Genomic DNA, 17,668 nt, shown 5'->3' with positions numbered 1-17,668 from the left:
CTGCCATGTACACGCGCATCCTGATTGCCACCGACGGTTCCGAGCTGGCCGCCAAGGGCCTGCAGAAGGGCCTGGAACTGGCCGCCCAGCTGGGCGCCCAGGTCGACATCGTCACCGTGTCCGAGCCGTGGGCGGTGGGCATGTACGACGCCATGGGCTGGAGCGCCGGCTACGAGGCCAGCCCCGAGTACAAGAAGGACCGTGAGGCCGGCGCCCAGAAGATCCTGGAGCCGGCGGTTGCCGCCGCACGTGCGGCCGGCGTGGCCAACGTGCAGCCGCACCACGTGCTGGACCGCTACGCCGCCGACGGCATCATCGATACCGCCACGGCCTGTGGCAGCGACCTGCTGGTGATGACCTCGCACGGCCGTCGCGGCGTCACCCGCGTGCTGCTCGGCAGCCAGACCGCCGAAGTGCTGGCGCGCAGCACCGTGCCGGTGCTGGTGATCCGCTGAGTCATGCGCAAGGGGCCGGGAGTGCATCCCGGCCTGCGGCTCCGCCGTCGCGGGGCGTTCTGCCCTTCCCCTGCGCAGCGGGGGAGGGCTGGGGAGGGGCAAGCCCCGGTCCCCGCGAAACTGCAGCCGGGCAAGCGCACCCGCGCCCGCGAGGCGCTGTTTCGCCCCTCAGCGGTGCCAGGGCCGCAGTCCCGCCACCGTGATCGCATGGCCACCGCGCCGCTCCTGCCGCTGGCAAGCGACGCGGCGGCCCATGCCCGTCATTACCAGCTGTACAGCTTCCAGTACACCGGCTTGGTGCCGTCCTTGTCGCTGTCCATGCGGCCGTCACCGTCACGGTCGTACATGTAGAACGGTGCGCCACGCGCCGGGGTGACCTTGACCATGCGCAGCACGCCGCCGACCCGGTATTCCTCGACCGTGTCGCCGTTGTCCATGGCCTTGCTGGTCACGTCGGCGCCTGAGACATCCACCGGCGGGGAGCCGGCGCCCAGGGTGGCGCAGCCGGCCAGGGCCAGCAGGGGGATCAACAGCAGCTGCTTCATGACGGGATTCCTTGTTTCGGCGTGGATTCGATTATGCCCGTGCACGTCGGAAAACGGTCCGCCGCGTAGAATCGGCACATGAGCAGATTAGTCCTGATTGACGGTTCCAGTTACCTGTACCGCGCGTTCCACGCGCTCCCGCCGCTGTCCAACGCCGCCGGCGAGCCCACCGGGGCGCTGTTCGGCGTGGTCAACATGCTGCGTGCCACGCTGAAGGAAAAGCCCGAGTACGTCGCCTTCGTGGTCGACGCACCGGGCAAGACCTTCCGTGACGAGATGTACGCCGAGTACAAGGCCAATCGTCCGCCGATGCCCGACGACCTGCGCGCGCAGGTACAGCCGATGTGCGACATCGTGCAGGCGCTGGGCATCGACATCCTGCGCGTGGACGGCGTGGAAGCCGACGACGTGATTGGCACGCTGGCGTTGGCCGCGGCCAGGGACGGGCTGGAAGTGACCATTTCCACCGGCGACAAGGATTTCGCCCAGCTGGTACGTCCGGGCGTGGTGCTGGTCAACACCATGACCGGCAGCCGCACCGATTCCGACGCGGCGGTGATGGACAAGTTCGGCGTGCGCGCCGACCAGATCGTCGATTACCTGGCGCTGATGGGCGACACCGTGGACAACGTGCCCGGCGTGGAGAAGTGCGGCCCCAAGACCGCCGCCAAGTGGCTGGCCGAATACAACGACCTGGACGGCGTGATCGCCGCCGCCCCGACCATGAAGGGCAAGATCGGCGAGAACCTGCGCGCCGCGTTGCCGCGCCTGCCGCTCAACCGCGAGCTGGTCACCATCCGTACCGACGTGGCACTGGAACAGGGCCCGCGCGACCTGCAACTGCGCGAGCAGGACGCGGACAGCCTGCGCGCGCTGTACGCGCGTTATGGCTTCACCCAGGCGCTGCGTGAGCTCGGTGGCGTGGCCGCCCCGGCCGCCGCCGACGATGCCAAGGTCAGCCTGCGCGGCACCGCCGCCGGTTACGCCAAGGCCGGTGACACGGCGCCGGCCGCCGGCACCGACCCGGCGCTGGCGGCCAAGGGCGAGTACGAGACCGTGCTGACCGCCGGGCAGCTGCAGGCCTGGGTGGAACGCCTGCAGGGTGCCGAGGAGTTCGCCTTCGATACCGAAACCGACGCGCTGGATGCGATGCGCGCCAACCTGGTCGGGATCAGCCTGGCCGTGGAACCGGGCAAGGGCGCCTATATCCCGGTCGGCCACGACTACCCGGGCGCGCCGGCGCAGTTGCCGATGCAGCAGGTGCTCGATGCGCTGCGTCCGTTGCTCGAGGATGCCGGCAGGAAGAAGCTCGGCCAGCACGGCAAGTACGACATCCACGTGCTGCGCAGGCATGGCATCGAGGTGCGCGGCTATGCCGACGACACCATGCTGGAGAGCTTCGTGCTCAATTCCACCGCCACCCGCCACGACATGGATTCGCTGGCGCAGCGCTACCTGGGTTACACCACCACCAAGTTCGAGGAGGTCGCCGGCAAGGGTGCCAAGCAGATCCCGTTCTCGCAGGTGGGCATCGACGAGGCCAGCGCCTATGCGGCCGAGGACGCGGACATCACCCTGCGCCTGCACCGCGTGCTGTCGGCGCAGCTGGCGGCCGAGCCGTCGCTTGAAAAGGTGTACCGCGAGATCGAGATGCCGCTGGTGCCGGTGCTGGCGCGCATCGAGGCCAATGGCGTGGCGATCGACGCGGCCGAGCTGAAGCGGCAGAGCAGCGACCTGTCCGCGCGCATGCTGGCCGCCCAGCAAAAAGCCACCGAGCTGGCCGGGCACACCTTCAACCTGGACTCGCCCAAGCAGCTGCAGGCGGTGTTGTTCGACGAACTGGGCCTGCCGGCGCTGGTGAAGACGCCCAAGGGCCAGCCCAGCACCAACGAGGAGGCGCTGGAGGCGATCGCCGAGCAGCACGAGCTGCCGCGCGTGATCCTGGAGTACCGCGGGCTGGCCAAGCTGCGCAGTACCTATACCGACAAGCTGCCGGAGATGGTCAATCCGGACACCGGCCGCGTGCACACCAGTTACCACCAGTCCGGCGCGGCGACCGGGCGGCTGTCCTCGTCCGACCCGAACCTGCAGAACATCCCGATCCGCACCGAGGACGGCCGCCGCATCCGGCAGGCCTTCGTCGCCCCGCCGGGGCGCAAGCTGATGGCCTGCGACTACTCGCAGATCGAGCTGCGGATCATGGCCCACCTGTCCGAGGACCCGGGCCTGATCCGTGCCTTCGAGCAGGGCGCCGACGTGCATCGCGCCACCGCCGCCGAGGTGTTCGGGCGCGCGCTGGAGGAGGTGACACCGAACGAGCGCCGCGCCGCCAAGGCGATCAATTTCGGCCTGATGTACGGCATGAGCGCGTTCGGCCTGGCCAAGAACCTGGGCATTGACCGTGGCCAGGCGCAGGACTACGTGGCGCTGTACTTCAGCCGTTACCCGGCGGTGCGCGACTTCATGGAGCGCATGCGCGTGCAGGCACGCGAGCAGGGCTACGTGGAGACGCTGTTTGGCCGCCGGCTGTACCTCAACGATATCCACGCCCGCAACCAGGGCCTGCGTGCCGGTGCCGAGCGTGCGGCGATCAACGCCCCGATGCAGGGCACCGCGGCGGACATCATCAAGCGTGCGATGGTCAGCGTGGATGGCTGGCTGGCCGACCATGCCGACCGCGCCAAGATGATCCTGCAGGTGCACGATGAACTGGTGTTCGAGGCGGACAGCGCATTCATCCAGACACTTCAGGCCGAAGTGGAGGCCCGGATGTCAGCGGCGGCGAATTTGCGTGTGCCGCTGGTGGTGGATACCGGCATCGGGGAAAACTGGGACGAAGCGCACTAATTTTCCAAATTATTAACTCGAATCTCGATTCAATTGAAACACTTCGTTATATCCCTGCGCATTCAAAAAACCGTTTGGCGTCAATGCGATGAATCCATCCTTAATTTGTTTTGAAAAGGCTTGGATTCTTCACGAACCGTCAAGGTTCGTAGTGGTGATATAGCCCTCGACAGGCGCAATACCTGTCGCGGATCTCTCCCATCCCCTGGAGCAGATCTCGGAGCGGGGATTCCTCCCCAAATACCCGCTCCCCGGCCCCGTCGACCCCCCCCTGGTCGGCGGGGCTTCTTTTTTGGCGATCCTGGAACCGCCGGCCTGCTCCGGTGCCGGTCGTCGCACCGTGTTGATGGGCATCGCCCGAGCATGGGGGCGACGCATAGTCGGGAGACGAGGAATGCCGGACCTGTTCGCGCTGTCGATGCCGTGGTGGGAGTTCATCCTGCGCGCGGTGGTGGTGTACGTGGTCGTGTTGACGATGGTGCGGGTGGCCGGCAAGCGCGCGCTGGGGCAGTTCACCCCGTTCGACATGCTGCTGCTGATCCTGCTCGGCAACGCGGTGCAGAACGCCTTGCTGGGGCAGGACACGTCGCTGGGCGGTGGGTTGATCCTGGCCGCGACGTTGATCTTGCTCAATTACTTCGTCGGTTGGGTGACCACCCGCAGCCCGGCGGTGGAGCGCGTGATCGATGGCGAGCCGGTGGTACTGGCCCGGCATGGGCAGGTGCTGCACAGGGTGTTGCAGCGCGAGCTGGTGAGCAAGGCGGACTTCTCGCGGGCCATGCGTGATGCCGGCTGCGAGAACATCGACGAGGTGGACCTGGCGCTGCTGGAGATCAATGGGCACATCACCTTCCTGCGCAAGGCCTGAGGTGGTGCGGGCAGAAGCAGAAGCGATCCCTCCCCGGCCCTCCCCTGCTGCGCAAGGGAGGGAGCGGTTCGATGCGATCGATCAGATCACCGTGCGACCTGTCACCGCGCACTCTGCTTCTGCCCCCTCCCATGCGCAGCAGGGGAGGGCTGGGGAGGGGTGCTGTCGAGGTTCGCGCCGGACGCGCCGCCGGGGCTGCAGCCTCAGCCGGCCAGCCAGTCGCGCGGGACCAGGTACTCGGCCAGGCGTGCCTCGTCGCTGCCGGTCTCCGGCTGGAAGCCGTACTCCCAGCGCACGCGCGGGGGCAGGCTCATCAGGATGCTCTCGCTGCGGCCGCCGCTCTGCAGGCCGAACAGCGTGCCACGGTCGTAGACCAGGTTGAACTCGACGTAGCGGCCACGGCGATACAGCTGGAACTCGCGTTCGCGTTCGCCGTACGGCGTGTCCCTGCGGCGTTCGACGATCGGCAGGTAAGCATCGAGGAAGCCGTCCCCGACCGCACGCAGGTAGGCGAAGTCGGTGTCGAAATCGGCGTGCAGGTCGTCGAAGAACAGCCCGCCCACGCCGCGCGTCTCGTTGCGGTGCTTGATGAAGAAATACTCGTCGCACCAGCGCTTGTGCTCGGCGTAACGGGTGTCGCCATAGGGCGTGCACAGATCACGGGCCACGCCGTGCCATTGCCGCACGTCCTCGTCGAACGGATAGAACGGGGTCAGGTCGAAGCCACCGCCGAACCAGGCGGCGACTTTCTCTCCATCGCGTTCGGCCTGGAAGTAGCGCACGTTGGCATGCGTGGTGGGCAGGTACGGGTTGCGCGGGTGGAACACCAGCGACACCCCGCAGGCGCGCCACGAGGCGCCAGCCAGCTCCGGGCGGTTGGCCGAGGCTGACGGCGGCAGGCGGGTGCCGGCCACGTCGGAAAAGCCGATGCCGGCCTGTTCGAACACCGCGCCTTCGCGCAGCACGCGCGTGCGCCCACCGCCCCCCTCGGCGCGCTGCCAGCGGTCCTCGATGAAGTGGGCCTGGCCGTCGGCCTGCTCGATGGCGGCGCAGATGCGGTCCTGCAGGCCGGTGAGGTAGTCGCGTACGCGGTCGAAATCGTTCATGTGGGTACTCGGGTGCGGGCTGCCGACGGGCTGGCGGGCGGAGTTTACTTGCGATGGGACGTGCGGTTGCCGGCCTGTGCCGGTGCGTCATCCGCCGCGGCGGGCTCGACGGCCTGCATCAGCCGCGCGCCCATGCCAAGCATGGCCCAATCGGTGGTTTCGTACAGGTCGCAGGCCACGTGCCTGCCGGTGCCGTCCTGTTTGCAGAGGGCCAGCAGCTTGCCGGGGATGTCCTCATCGCCGGTGTGCTCGTAGACGCTGCGCAGGTTCTCGCACCCGGCGCGGACGCCGGCCCGGCACAGCGTCTGGTAGTACGGGGCGGCACCGGCCCAGTCGCCGGCCAGCGCCTTGCGATGGCCCAGCGTGTTGCAGCCCTGCAGCTTGCCGGCGGCGCAGCAGGCCTGTGTATCGGTACCGGCCGGGCAATCCTGCTGCAGCGGGGTTTCGGCGTACGCGACCGGGGCACTGCAGTGCGTGGTGCCGCCGGTGCGCTGGTACAGCGCGTAGCGGTTCCATTCGTCCACGCCCAGCAGCTGGCCGCTGGCCAGGGGTTGCAGCACGAAGTCGCCGCCCTTGTCGTGGCGTATCCGCACCGCACCGCCTTCCAGGCGGGCACGCAGCACGCTGTTGCCGGACATCGATACCAGGCCCTGGTCAGCGAAGGACAGGGCATCCATCAGGCCGGTGCTGGCGGCATAGTCGCCGCACGGCAGGGCCGTTGCCGCTACCGCGGCCAGGTCGGCGACATCCAGCGCGGCCAGCGCCTGGGCGCGCTGGCAGGTGCGTTCCTCGCCGCCAGCGGCGCAGGCCTGCTGCAGCGCCTCGCGGGCACCCGGGTACCGGCCGGCATCCAGATGCGCGTCGGCCACCTTGCCGCAGAAACCGGCGTCGGGGTGGCGTTGGCACAGCTGCAGCACCTCGTCCAGCTGCACGGCGGGCAGCGCGGGCGCCGGCCCACCGGCCAGCGTGCCGGCCATGGCCTTGGCCAGCGCCAGGCCCAGCGCCTCGCGCGCAGCGGCACGGCAGGCGGCTTCGTCGAAGGCCGGCGTGCCTTCCCTGCAGACCGCCGGTTCGGCCAGGTCCGGCTCGGGCAGGTTCGACGGCTGGCCGGTACGCGCCTGCTCGACGTAGCTGGACAGCAGGCGTTCGCAGGCGAACGGCAGGTCCTCCTGGCACCATTGCTTCAACTGCACCGGGGTGGCGCTGTAGGCGCTGTCCATGCAGCCGTCGATGTCGGCGCGGCAGCTGTTGGCCGGCGCGGCGGGGGAGGCGTTGCAGCGCGCCGTGCGTTCCAGCACGTAGTCGCCGAGCAGGCCGCCGATGCGCTTGCCATCGGCGCTGAGCGTGTAGTCGGCGCTGAAGCCGTTGGACAGGTCGGCCGCATGCAGGGTCTGGCCCTGCTGGCGGATCAGGTAGCGGGTCGGTGGCTGGCCGTCGTAGATGCGCACGGCCTGGTGGGTGCTCTCCACGATGAAGCGGGCACCGCCATCGACGGCCTGGTAGGTGCCACAGGCCAGCGGCGTGGCCGCCATCGCCGGCAGCGCGGGCAACAGCAGCAGGGCAAGCAGGGCCAGCAGGCGCGTCCGGAACGAGTGCGGCATGGGAACTCCGGGGAACTCAGTGGAACAGGTCGCGGACGTCGCGCCGCTGCAGCTTGATCGCCAGCCAACCATGCAATGCCGCGATCGCCAGCGAACTCACCAGCAGGGTGATCAGCAGGCTCCAGCGGCTGAAGGCCATCTGCGCGCGCATCTCGGCGCCCTGCGGCGAGCTGAGGAAGTCGGCAGGGAAGATCGTCAGCATGCTGTTGAACATGCTGTCCATCACCGGGATGAAGGCGAAGTTGCCCAGTGCGACCAGCAGCAGGAACACGATGAAGCCGATGCGGCCCCATTCATGGCGCTTGAGCATGGCCCAGCACACCACGACGAAGGCGATGCAGAACAGCAGCAGCGCCACGCTCAGGCTGAAGGCATGCGCGTCGGTCCACTGGATCCAGTCCGGGACGACCAGGCCGTCGCGCTGCATCAGCGCGACGATGTCCAGGCGCCCGAGCAGGACCACCATCAGCAGTTGGAACAGGCACCAGACGATGCCCAGCGCCCCGAGCGCCAGTGACAGCTTGGCGGTGAGGTCGATGAAGCGGTCGGCACTGGAACGGCGGGGCGTGGCGATGGGCAGGTCGGGTGGGCTCACGGTCGGCGGCGCTTGGAAAGTGGCGCCACTATCGCCGTTATGTGCCGGTATGCCCAGCCTTGACCAGCCACGCATGTGCAGCCGGGAGCTGGTGTCGCGCGCTGAGCGGGGCCAGCGTCACGCCATGCGGCGGTTGCAGCGGAACCCACGCCAGCTCCGCGATTTCGGCCTTCACCTGCGGTTGGCCGCTGACGCGGACCAGGAACGCCTCACCCTGCACGCGGCGGCCGGGCTCGTTGACCGCGGCCTCCTCGAACACGCCCCGCGGCTGCGCGCTGTCGACGTCGAGTTGCACGCCCAGTTCCTCGAACAGCTCGCGTTGCAGGGTCTGCAGCGAGGTTTCGCCGGGCTCGCGCTTGCCGCCGGGCTGGATGAAGGTGTCCGAGCCGCGCTTGCGGACCACCAGCACGCGCTGGTCGGCGTCGAGGAGGATGGCGGTGACGATCTGGATGGGGGACATGGACGGTCGGGGATCGGGGAGTGGCCTGGGGTAGAACGCCAAGGGCGCCTTGCGGCGCCCTTGGCGTGGTGCTTACTTCAGCTCCTGCTCGAACAGCTTCAGGATGCGCTTGTACTGGTCCAGCCAGGAGTCGGCGCGGGTGTAGCCGTGGCGTTCCAGCGGGTAGGGCGCGATCGACCAGTTGTCCTTGTGCAGCTCGATCAGCTTCTGGGTCATGTTGACCGAGTCCTGGAAGAACACGTTGTCGTCCATCATGCCGTGGGCGATCAGCAGGGTGTCCTGCAGGCCTTCGGCGTACTCGATCGGCGAGGAGATGCGGTAGGCCTCCGGGTCGATGTCCGGGGTGTTGAGGATGTTGCTGGTGTAGGCGTGGTTGTACTGGTTCCAGTCGCCGACCGGGCGCAGCGCGGCGCCGGCCTTGAACGTGCCCGGCGAGCGGAACAGCGCCATGTAGGTCATGAAGCCGCCGTAGGAGCCGCCGTAGATGCCGGCATGGGCGCGGTCACCCTGCTTGGTGGTGACCAGCCAGTCCAGGCCGTCCAGGTAGTCCTCCAGTTCCGGGTGGCCCATGTTGCGGTAGATGGCCGTGCGCCAGTCGCGGCCGTAGCCGGCGCTGCCGCGGTAGTCCATGTCCAGCACGATGTAGCCCTGCTGCACCAGCAGGTTGTGGAACATCTGCTCTCGGAAGTAGTTGGAGTAACGCGCGTGCACGTTCTGCAGGTAGCCGGCGCCATGCACGAACATGGCGATGGGGTACTGCTTGCCCGGCTCCAGCGTTTCCGGGCCGTAGTACTTGGCCCACACCGGTGCGGCGCCGTGCCGCGAGGGCACCTGCACCATCTGCGGCTGGATCCATTGGCGTGCCTTGAACTCGGCGCTGCGGGTGTCGGTGAGCGTGCGGGCTTCACCGCCGGCGGCCGGCTGCACGGCGATCTGCGCCGGCAGGTACGGGGCCGAATAGCGCACCAGCAGCTGCTGGCCGTCCGGCGACAGGCTGAAGTCCTCCACGCCGTCGAGCGCGGTCACTTCGCGCACGGCACCGCCGTTGACGTCGACGTTGCAGACTTCGTAGTCGCCGGGCCACTTCTGGTTGCACAGGAAGTAGAAGCTGCGGCCGTCGGCGCTGACCTCCGGTGCCGAGGTTTCCCAGTTGCCCGAGGTCAACGCCCTGGGCCTGGCGCTGCCGCTCTGCGTGTACAGGTGCGAATAGCCCGATTCCTCGGACAGCAGCCATAGCGTGCGGCCATCGGGCAGCCAGCCGAAATCGTTGAAGCTCCAGTTGATCCAGCCGCCATCGGTGAGGCGGTGGCGGGTTTCCAGGCGGGCATTGGTGGCGCTGGTGGTGGCGATCCAGCGGTCCTTGTTGTCGATGGCGCGCAGCATGATCGCGGCCTGGCTGCCGTCGGCGTTCCAGACGATGCCGCCGCCCATGAACTCGCTCATCACTTCCACCGGGCGATTGCCCTTGAGCGCGTCCTTGCCGGCCTTGCGGCGCAGCTCGGCGAGCGGGTCGGTGGTGATGCCGGGCAGGCCGTCGAGCGCGAGTGGCTGGACCTTGCCGGTGGCCGCATCGACCAGCCAGAAGCTGTTCGGCGCCGGATCGTCGCGGCCGACGCGGGTACGGGTGTCCTCGGCTTCCTCGTAGCCGGATTCGGTGACGTACAACGGCATCTTGCCGCCGCGGCCTTCGTCGTAGCCCTTGGGCTTGGTCGCCACCACCAGGTGGCGGGCATCGGGCGAGAGCACGCTGTCCACGATCTCGACGTCGCCGCCGAGGAAGACCGGCGCCGGTGCGCGGGTCGGGTCGGCCTGGCGCCAGCGCTCGCCCTGGTCGCGCAGTTCCTCGCGCTGGGCGCGGTCGTTGCGCAGCGTGGCCAGGGTACGCATCTGCTGGTCGCGCAGGGTGTCGGCCTTGGGCGGGTCGGCCGGGTTCTTGTCGGCCTTGAGCTGGGCGACCTGGCGGGTGACGCCGCTGCGGGCGTCCCAATGGAACCAGTTGTTGGCCACGTTCCAGATCACGCCGCCGTCGGTGGCGAAGTTGACGCCGCTGGCGCGTTCGTTGCTGCGGGTGAGCTGGGTCAGCGCGCCGCTGCGCAGGTCACGCACGAACACGTCGCCGTTGCGCACGAAGGCCATGCGCTGGCGGCTGCTGTCGTAGACGCGGCTGGCGGCATCGAGCGTGCCGCGCTGGTCGTCGGCGACCTGCTGGGCGACGCCGCCGGCGCTGGGCAGGCGGAAGGTATCGCGCACCGCGCTGCCCTTGCGCTTGAGGGTGTATTCGACCTGCTGGCCGTTCCACGACCACCAGGCCGATTCCACCGGCGGCCCGATCCAGTCCGGGTCGGCCATCGCCTGTTCGATGGTGATCGGCGTGGGCGCGGCGTGGGCGCTGCCGAAAGCAGTCAACAACAGCAGGGACAGGGGCAGGATTCTGGGCATTGCGGGCACCGGTGAAGAAAACCGGGCAAGCGTAGCAGGCAGGGGTTTTGCCGGGCTGGGCCACAGGTCATGGCGGCCGGATTCCGGCGCGGGAGCTGCCGGAATCGGCAAGGTCTGCAGGGGTGCGCGGGATGGTGCCTTCCCTTGTGCGGCAGGAGAGAGTCGCGGGGGAGCACGCCTCCCCAGCCCTCCCCTTTGCTTCGCAAAAGGGAGGGGGAAGAAGCGGGGTTTGCCGGGGGCGTTCAGACCACGCGGAACCGCTCCTTCCCTTGCGCAGCAAGGGAGGGTTGGGGAGGGGGCGCTTTTTGATGTTGCTGTTTGGGGTGGGTCGCGGGGAGCACCCCTCCCCGGCCCTCCCCCCCTGCTTCGCAAAAGGGAGGGGCCGAAGCGGGGTTTGCCGGGGGCGTTCAGACCACGTGGAACCGCCCCCTCCCCTGCGCAGCAGGGGAGGGTTGGGGAGGGGTCGCTTTTGATGTTGCTGTTTGGGGCGGGTCGCGGGGAGCACCCCTCCCCGACCCCCCCCTTTGCTTTGCAAAAAAAAGGAAGCGTGGTAGCGGTCCCTGCTGCGACCGATTGACGCACTGCGACAACCGGTCACATCCGGTCTTCACGAATACAGGACCAAAATGGACCAGTTTCCAGAAGCGAGAGGCCGGCGTGGACGCGCTATTGCTGTCACGGATCCAGTTCGGGTTCGTCGTGAGTTTCCATGTGCTGTTCCCGGCCTTCACCATCGGCACCGCCAGTTGGCTGGCATTCGTCGAATGGCGTTGGCTGCGCACGCGCAACACGGTGTGGCGTGAACTGTTCTTCTTCTGGCAGAAGATCTTCGCCGTGTCGTTCGGCATGGGCGTGGTCAGCGGCATCGTCATGGCCTTCCAGTTCGGCACCAATTGGCCGCGCCTGAGCGAAGTGGCCGGCACCGTGATCGGCCCGCTGCTCACCTATGAAGTACTCACCGCGTTCTTCCTGGAAGCCAGCTTCCTGGGCGTGATGCTGTTCGGCTGGGGCCGGGTGTCGTCGCGCCTGCACTTCTTCTCCACCTGCATGGTGGCGCTGGGCACGCTGTTCTCCACGTTCTGGATCCTGTCCTCCAACAGCTGGCTGCACACGCCGGCCGGCTACACGCTGGTCGATGGCATCGTGCATCCGCAGGACTGGTGGCAGGTGGTGTTCAACCCGTCCTTCCCGTACCGGCTGGCGCACATGGCGCTGGGCTCGTTCATCACCACCTGCTTCGTCATCGGTGGCGTGGGCGCGTGGTACCTGCGCCGCGGCGTGCACCTCGAAGCCGGCCGCAAGATGCTGACCGCCGCGGTGGTGTTTGCCGCATTGACGGTGCCGCTGCAGATCCTGGCCGGTGACATGCACGGGCTGAACACGCTCGAGCACCAGCCGATGAAGATCGCCGCGATGGAAGGGCACTGGCACGACACCCCGCCCGGCGAAGGCGTGCCGCTGGTGGTGTTCGCGGTGCCCAACGAGAAGGAAGAGCGCAACGACTTCGAAGTCGCCATTCCCAAGCTCGGCAGCGTGATCCTGACCCATAGCGTGGACGGCACGTTCGCGCCGCTGACCTCGGTGCCGGCCAGCGAGCGGCCACCGGTGGTGCCGGTGTTCTACGCATTCCGCATCATGGTCGGCATCGGCACGCTGATGCTGGTGGTGGCGTGGTTGTCGGCGCTGCAGTTGTGGCGCGGCCGGCTGCTGCAGTCCAGGTGGCTGCTGCGTGGCTGGAACTGGATGCTGCCCAGCGGCTTCGTCGCGCTGGTCGCCGGTTGGTTCGTCACCGAGATGGGCCGGCAACCGTGGGTGGTGTACGGGCTGCTGCGCACCGCCGATGCGGTCGGGCCGCAGAGCGTGTGGATGACGGTGCTGTCGCTGGCGGTCTACGTGGTCGGCTACCTGTTCGTGTTCGGCTGGGGCATCTGGTACCTGGTCAAGATCCTGCGCCATGGGCCGGACACGCATCCGCCCGGCGAGGAGGCGCTGCCGACGCCGGCGCGCCCGCTGTCCGGTGCCGACGAACCGCTGGAGGGCCGCTGACATGGACATGACGACCTGGCTGCCGGTGGCATGGTTCGCGGTGATCGGCTTCGGTGTGCTGATGTACGTGGTGCTGGACGGCTTCGTGCTCGGCATCGGCGTGCTGGCGCCGTTCGCCGAAGACGAGCAGCAGCTCGACGTGATGATGAACACCGCCGCGCCGATCTGGGACGGTAACGAAACCTGGCTGGTGCTCGGTGGCGCCGGCCTGCTGGCGGCGTTCCCCAAGGCTTATGCGGTGCTGCTGTCCGGCCTGTACCTGCCGGTGCTGCTGCTGGTGGTGGCGCTGGTGTTCCGCGGGGTGGCGTTCGAGTTCCGCTTCAAGGCGCATCGCTCGCGGCGCTTGTGGAGCGTGTCGTTCGCGTTGGGCTCGCTGTTGGCCTCGTTCGCGCAGGGCGTGATCCTCGGGGCGCTGGTGCAGGGCCTGCCGGTGGAGGACGGCCACTACGTTGGCGGTGCGTTCGGCTGGTTCAGCCCGTTCTCGATGCTGACCGGCGCGGCGGTGGTCACCGGCTACGCGCTGCTCGGCAGCACCTGGCTGATCCTCAAGACCGAAGGCCGCGAGCAGGCATTGGCACGCTCGCTGGCGCGGCCGCTGACGGTGGCGGTGATCGTGTTCATGGGCCTGGTCAGCACCTGGCTGCCGTTCCTGCAGTCCGGGGTGATGGAACGCTGGTTCAGCGATGGCAACTTCTGGTGGCTGGCGCCGGTGCCGTTGCTGACCCTGGGGGTGGCCGCGGCGCTGTGGCGCAGCGTGATGCACCCGCGCCGCGACCTGCCCCCGTTCCTGCTGACGCTGGCGCTGTTCGTGCTGGGCTTCATCGGGCTGGTGTTGGGCATGTGGCCGTACCTGCTGCCGCCGTCGATGACCTTGTGGCAGGCCGCCGCACCGACCTCGTCGCTGGGCTTCAGCATGGTCGGGCTGGTGCTGCTGCTGCCGGTGATCCTGGGCTACACGGTGTGGTCGTATCGCGTGTTCCGCGGCAAGGTCACCGCCGGCACCGGCTACCACTGAACCGCGCGGGCTTGCCAGCGGGGCGGGCTGCGCCCAAGCTGGCCGCCCGCCGGGCGCACCGCGCCCGTGTCACCACAGAGGTTGTCGCAGTCGCATGTCGCATGTCCCGGTGTCCGTTCCGCGTCCGTCCCTACCGCTTGCCGTGGGTGACGGCGGGCGCCTGATCGCCGCCCATGCCGGCATGCAGGTGGACCTGGACACCTTCCTGGCGCAGGTGCGCGGCCTGGCCGCGTGGCTGCCGGCCGGCGCGCACGTGGTCAACCTGTGCGAGGACCGCTATCGCTTCCTGGTCGCGTTCTGCGCGGTGGCCGTGCGCGGGCAGGTCAACCTGTTGCCGCCGTCGCGGGCGCGGGCGGTGGTCGAGGACGTGATGCAGCGCCACGCCGATGCCTATTGCCTGGCCGATACCGATACCGGGCAGCTGCCCGAGGGTTGCGTCATGCTGCCCGAGGTGCTGCCGGTGGCCGAGGGCGCGCCGCCGGCGCTGGCCGCCGACCAGCGCGTGGCGATCGGCTTCACGTCCGGCAGCACCGGCGTGCCGACGGCCAACCCCAAGCACTGGGGGTCATTCGTGGCCAGCACCGCGCAGAACCTGGCCGCGCTGCAGGACCTGTGGGGCCAGGCGCAGCCGTCGATCGTGGCCACGGTGCCGTCCCAGCACATGTACGGCATGGAGATGGCAGTGCTGATGCCGTTGCTGGCACCGGCGACGCTGCAGGCCGGGCGGCCGTTCTTCCCGCAGGACGTGGCGCAGGCGCTGGCCGGCGTGGCCGCCCCGCGCCTGCTGGTCACCACCCCGGTGCACCTGAAGGCACTGGTGGAATCGGGCGTGTCGCTGCCGCCGCTGGCCGGCATCGTCACCGCCACCGCACCGCTGCCGCAGGCATTGGCCATCGCCGCCGAGCAGCGCTTCGGCACCGAGGTGCGGGAAATGTTCGGCTCGACCGAAACCTGCATCATCGCGCGCCGCCGCACCGCGCTGGAGGCGGCCTGGCAGCTGCTGCCGGGCGTGCGGCTGAGCCCGCAACCGGACGGCACCCTGGTGCAGGCCGCGCACCTGGCCGCGCCGGTGCAACTGGCCGACCTGGTGGAGCTGCTGCCGGCGCAGCGTTTCGTGCTGCGTGGCCGGCGCGCGGACCTGCTGGAAATCGCCGGCAAGCGCGCCTCGCTGGGCGACCTGACCCGCAAGCTGCAGGCAGTGGCGGGCGTGCGGGACGCGGTGGTGGTGCAGCTGGCCGCCGAACCCGGCCACGCGGTGGGCCGCATCGCCGCGCTGGTGGTGTCCGAGCGCGAGGAAGCGGACATCCTGCGCGATCTGCGTGCGTTGATGGACCCGGTGTTCCTGCCGCGCCCGCTGCGCAAGGTGGACGTGCTGCCGCGCAATGAAACCGGCAAGCTGCCGCGCGATGCGGTGCTGGCCCTGCTGGGGCAGTGACCTGCGCCGCCCCGGGTGACAACCCTCAGGCGTCGTGGACGCCGTCGATCTCCACGCGCAGGTCGTGCCGGCACACCACCGCATTGAGCACCAGGTAGGGCAGGTCGGCGGGCAGGCGTTGCGCCAGCATCCGGCGCACATCGGCAACCTCGTCAAGGTTGCGCACGTACACCTTGAGCCGGCTGCCGTGGCCGAACTGCTCCGGCAAGCCCGGACGATGGCGCCGCGCCGCGCCGATCAGCGCCTCGAAGTTGTTGAAGGTTTCCTGCAGCTGGCGCTCGGTGCTGTCGCCGTGCAGGGTCGCGTGGCCGACCACGCTGGCGGTGCCGGACAGCAGCAGCGGCAGCCGGCTGCCGGCCGCGGCCAGCATGGCGCGGGCAAAGCTCGGTGACTGCGGGCCGTACTGGCGCGGGTAGTGGTAGGCGCTGACCTGGCGCGGGTTCTCCAGCGGCGTGCCGGGCACGCGCGCGGCCAGCCAGTACACCTGCAGCACGCGCACGCCATCGACGCGACCGATGGCGGTGGCGGCCGGCAGGGTGCCGGTATCGATCGTGCCGATGCCCCGGGCGCGGCCCACGCAGAACTGGCGGTAACGCTCCTGGTCGCCCTCGCCCTCGATGATGGCATCCATGTAGTTCCAGATGCGCAGCAGGTGCGGGTAGTCCTGCGCGGGCAGGGCCGCCAGCAGGTGCGTGTAGGCATGCTCGGCGGCGTTGCTGATGCCGCCGTGCGCGGCTTCGACCACCTGCATCGCGCCGAACATCAGCGCGCCATCGCTGGCCCAGGCCATGCCCTCGGCATCGCGGCCGCGGCTGACCGGGTACGGGCTGCGCCAGACCTCCAGCAGTGCCGTTCCCACCGCTTGCAGGCCGACCTGCAGGTAGCGCGGGTCGTCGGTCGGCGGTGCCGTGTCGCCGGCCTGGAAGCCGAAGATCGCCAGCACGTGCTCGTCGGCCAGCAGCTCCGGCAGGCGCGCCGGGTCGACGTAATCCACGTCCAGTGCCGCCACCTGGGCCGGGGTGGTGCGTGCGTTCATCGCGTACCGCCCTGTCGCCCCGCGGGGCGGGACGGGAGGTGGGACATGAAGGCGGGGCGGGGACGGAGCTTGGACGTCATTGCACGGTGGATCAGGCTTGCAGAGGGGCCAATGATAGCCTGCGCGCTGCTGCGGCCATGGTTGCGCTGGGCGCGGCGATGCCGGATCGTTGCGGCTTCATTTGGTCGTGGAAGTGGAAATGTCGCAACAAACCGAAGCCGAACGCGAACTGGCAGGGCTGCTGGTGGAGAGCCTGAACCTGGAAGACGTGGACCCGGCGCAGATCGACCCGGAAGCGGCCCTGTTCAACGACGGGCTGGGGCTGGACTCGATCGATGCACTGGAGCTGGCGCTGGCCATCAGCAAGCGCTACGGCTTCCAGCTGCGTTCGGACAACGACGACAACCGCCGCATCTTCGCCTCGCTGCGCGCGCTGTCGGCGCACGTGCAGGCCAACAAGACCGCCTGAGCACGATGAACCCGGCCAGCCATGAACCCGGCCACGGGCCGGTGGCGCTGGCACTGCGCGTGATCCTGCTGCTGGCCTACCCGGTGCTCTCGCACGTGGCCAGCCTGCGCAGCGAGGGGGCCTGGGCGGCGTTGGCGCTGTTCGGCCTGGTATTGCTGTGCCTGCTGGAGCCGCTGGCGCGGCGCCGCGCATCGGCGTGGCTGGCGCTGCTCGCCTCCGGCCTGCTGCTGTACGGGGTGGGGGCCTCGCGCTGGGCCTGGATGCTGCTGCTGGCCCCGCCGGTGGTGTTCCCGCTGCTGGTGGCCTGGGGGTTTGCCCGCTCGCTGCTGCCCGGCCGGGTGCCGCTGATCGGCCGCATCGTGCAGGCCCTGTACCAGCGCGCCGGCATGCCGGTCACCGCGGTGCTGGAGCGCTACACGCGGCGGCTGACCGCGGCCTGGGCGGTGGTGTTGAGCCTGCTGGCGGCGATCAACCTGGGGCTGGCGATGAGCGCCGTCCCCGACGGGCTGCTGGCGGCCTTCGGCCTCCAGCCGTGGTGGCCGGTCACCCACGAGCAGTGGTCCTGGTGCGCCAACATCGCCGACTGGGGCCTGATCGGCGGCTTCTTCGCGCTGGAATACGCGGTGCGCTCGCGGCTGTTCCCCACGCGCCCGTACCGCAACGCGCTGGATTTCATGCGCCAGATGGGCCAGCTGGGGCCGGTGTTCTGGCGCGACCTGCTGCGCTGAGTGGCGGCCCTGTCGTTATCCTG

General features: G+C 69.1%; 15 protein-coding genes. 8 read left to right on the top strand and 7 right to left on the bottom strand.

Annotated elements, in window-relative coordinates; translation table 11 throughout:
• Positions 1–5: 5 nt before the first annotated feature.
• The gene (locus tag ACIPR8_RS09995; RefSeq protein WP_132863856.1) at positions 6–455 is read left to right on the top strand and encodes a universal stress protein; all 450 of its coding nucleotides are present in this window, start codon (positions 6–8) and stop codon (positions 453–455) included.
• Between the two features lie 263 nt (positions 456–718).
• On the opposite strand, the gene ACIPR8_RS09990 is transcribed toward ACIPR8_RS09995, so the two are convergent.
• Positions 719–1,000 carry a DUF2782 domain-containing protein gene (locus tag ACIPR8_RS09990; RefSeq protein WP_132863855.1) on the bottom strand — a complete coding sequence of 94 codons (282 nt, stop codon included), beginning with the start codon at positions 998–1,000 and terminating at the stop codon, positions 719–721.
• Between the two features lie 78 nt (positions 1,001–1,078).
• On the opposite strand from ACIPR8_RS09990, the gene polA reads away from it, so the two are divergent.
• Positions 1,079–3,847, top strand: coding sequence for a DNA polymerase I (polA, locus tag ACIPR8_RS09985; RefSeq protein WP_446540920.1), 2,769 nt, complete (start codon positions 1,079–1,081; stop codon positions 3,845–3,847).
• A 394-nt stretch (positions 3,848–4,241) separates the two neighbouring features.
• Positions 4,242–4,715, top strand: a complete 474-nt coding sequence (locus ACIPR8_RS09980; protein ID WP_446540919.1) for a DUF421 domain-containing protein — start codon at positions 4,242–4,244, stop codon at positions 4,713–4,715.
• 203 nt (positions 4,716–4,918) lie between these two features.
• Here the strand turns inward: ACIPR8_RS09980 and hemF are convergent, their stop codons facing one another.
• The 5 genes from hemF to ACIPR8_RS09955 form a co-directional block, all read right to left on the bottom strand.
• On the bottom strand, positions 4,919–5,821 hold the full coding sequence (hemF, locus tag ACIPR8_RS09975) for an oxygen-dependent coproporphyrinogen oxidase (RefSeq protein ID WP_446540918.1): 903 nt from the start codon (positions 5,819–5,821) through the stop codon (positions 4,919–4,921).
• Positions 5,822–5,865: 44 nt separating this feature from the next.
• Entirely contained in the window at positions 5,866–7,422 is a 1,557-nt protein-coding gene (locus ACIPR8_RS09970; RefSeq protein ID WP_446540917.1) for a hypothetical protein, read from the bottom strand.
• Positions 7,423–7,438: 16 nt separating this feature from the next.
• Positions 7,439–8,017, bottom strand: coding sequence for a hypothetical protein (locus ACIPR8_RS09965; protein WP_446540916.1), 579 nt, complete (start codon positions 8,015–8,017; stop codon positions 7,439–7,441).
• Between the two features lie 37 nt (positions 8,018–8,054).
• Positions 8,055–8,477, bottom strand: a complete 423-nt coding sequence (locus tag ACIPR8_RS09960) for an NUDIX hydrolase (protein WP_446540915.1) — start codon at positions 8,475–8,477, stop codon at positions 8,055–8,057.
• Positions 8,478–8,549: 72 nt separating this feature from the next.
• Entirely contained in the window at positions 8,550–10,916 is a 2,367-nt protein-coding gene (locus tag ACIPR8_RS09955; RefSeq protein ID WP_446540914.1) for a prolyl oligopeptidase family serine peptidase, read from the bottom strand.
• Between the two features lie 657 nt (positions 10,917–11,573).
• Here ACIPR8_RS09955 and ACIPR8_RS09950 point away from each other — a divergent pair.
• The 3 genes from ACIPR8_RS09950 (at position 11,574) to ACIPR8_RS09940 (ending at position 15,412) form a co-directional block, all read left to right on the top strand.
• Complete coding sequence (locus ACIPR8_RS09950) at positions 11,574–12,962, top strand: cytochrome ubiquinol oxidase subunit I (protein ID WP_446540913.1); 1,389 nt, start codon at positions 11,574–11,576, stop codon at positions 12,960–12,962.
• Between the two features lies 1 nt (position 12,963).
• Entirely contained in the window at positions 12,964–13,977 is a 1,014-nt protein-coding gene (cydB, locus tag ACIPR8_RS09945; protein ID WP_323438805.1) for a cytochrome d ubiquinol oxidase subunit II, read from the top strand.
• A 94-nt stretch (positions 13,978–14,071) separates the two neighbouring features.
• Positions 14,072–15,412: an AMP-binding protein gene (locus ACIPR8_RS09940; RefSeq protein ID WP_446540912.1), complete on the top strand. Its 1,341-nt coding sequence runs from the start codon at positions 14,072–14,074 to the stop codon at positions 15,410–15,412.
• Positions 15,413–15,437: 25 nt separating this feature from the next.
• On the opposite strand, the gene ACIPR8_RS09935 is transcribed toward ACIPR8_RS09940, so the two are convergent.
• Complete coding sequence (locus ACIPR8_RS09935; protein ID WP_446540911.1) at positions 15,438–16,448, bottom strand: chorismate transformation enzyme, FkbO/Hyg5 family; 1,011 nt, start codon at positions 16,446–16,448, stop codon at positions 15,438–15,440.
• A 199-nt stretch (positions 16,449–16,647) separates the two neighbouring features.
• Between ACIPR8_RS09935 and ACIPR8_RS09930 the strand changes: the two genes are divergently transcribed.
• On the top strand, positions 16,648–16,917 hold the full coding sequence (locus ACIPR8_RS09930) for a phosphopantetheine-binding protein (RefSeq protein ID WP_132863836.1): 270 nt from the start codon (positions 16,648–16,650) through the stop codon (positions 16,915–16,917).
• A gap of 5 nt (positions 16,918–16,922) precedes the next feature.
• Positions 16,923–17,645, top strand: coding sequence for a ketosynthase (locus ACIPR8_RS09925; RefSeq protein WP_313253607.1), 723 nt, complete (start codon positions 16,923–16,925; stop codon positions 17,643–17,645).
• Positions 17,646–17,668: the final 23 nt, after the last annotated feature.

The sequence above is a fragment of the Stenotrophomonas sp. LARHCG68 genome, from assembly GCF_052871705.1.
The sequence above is the reverse complement of the archived record's forward strand: the minus strand, read 5'-3'. Positions and strand labels throughout refer to the sequence as shown.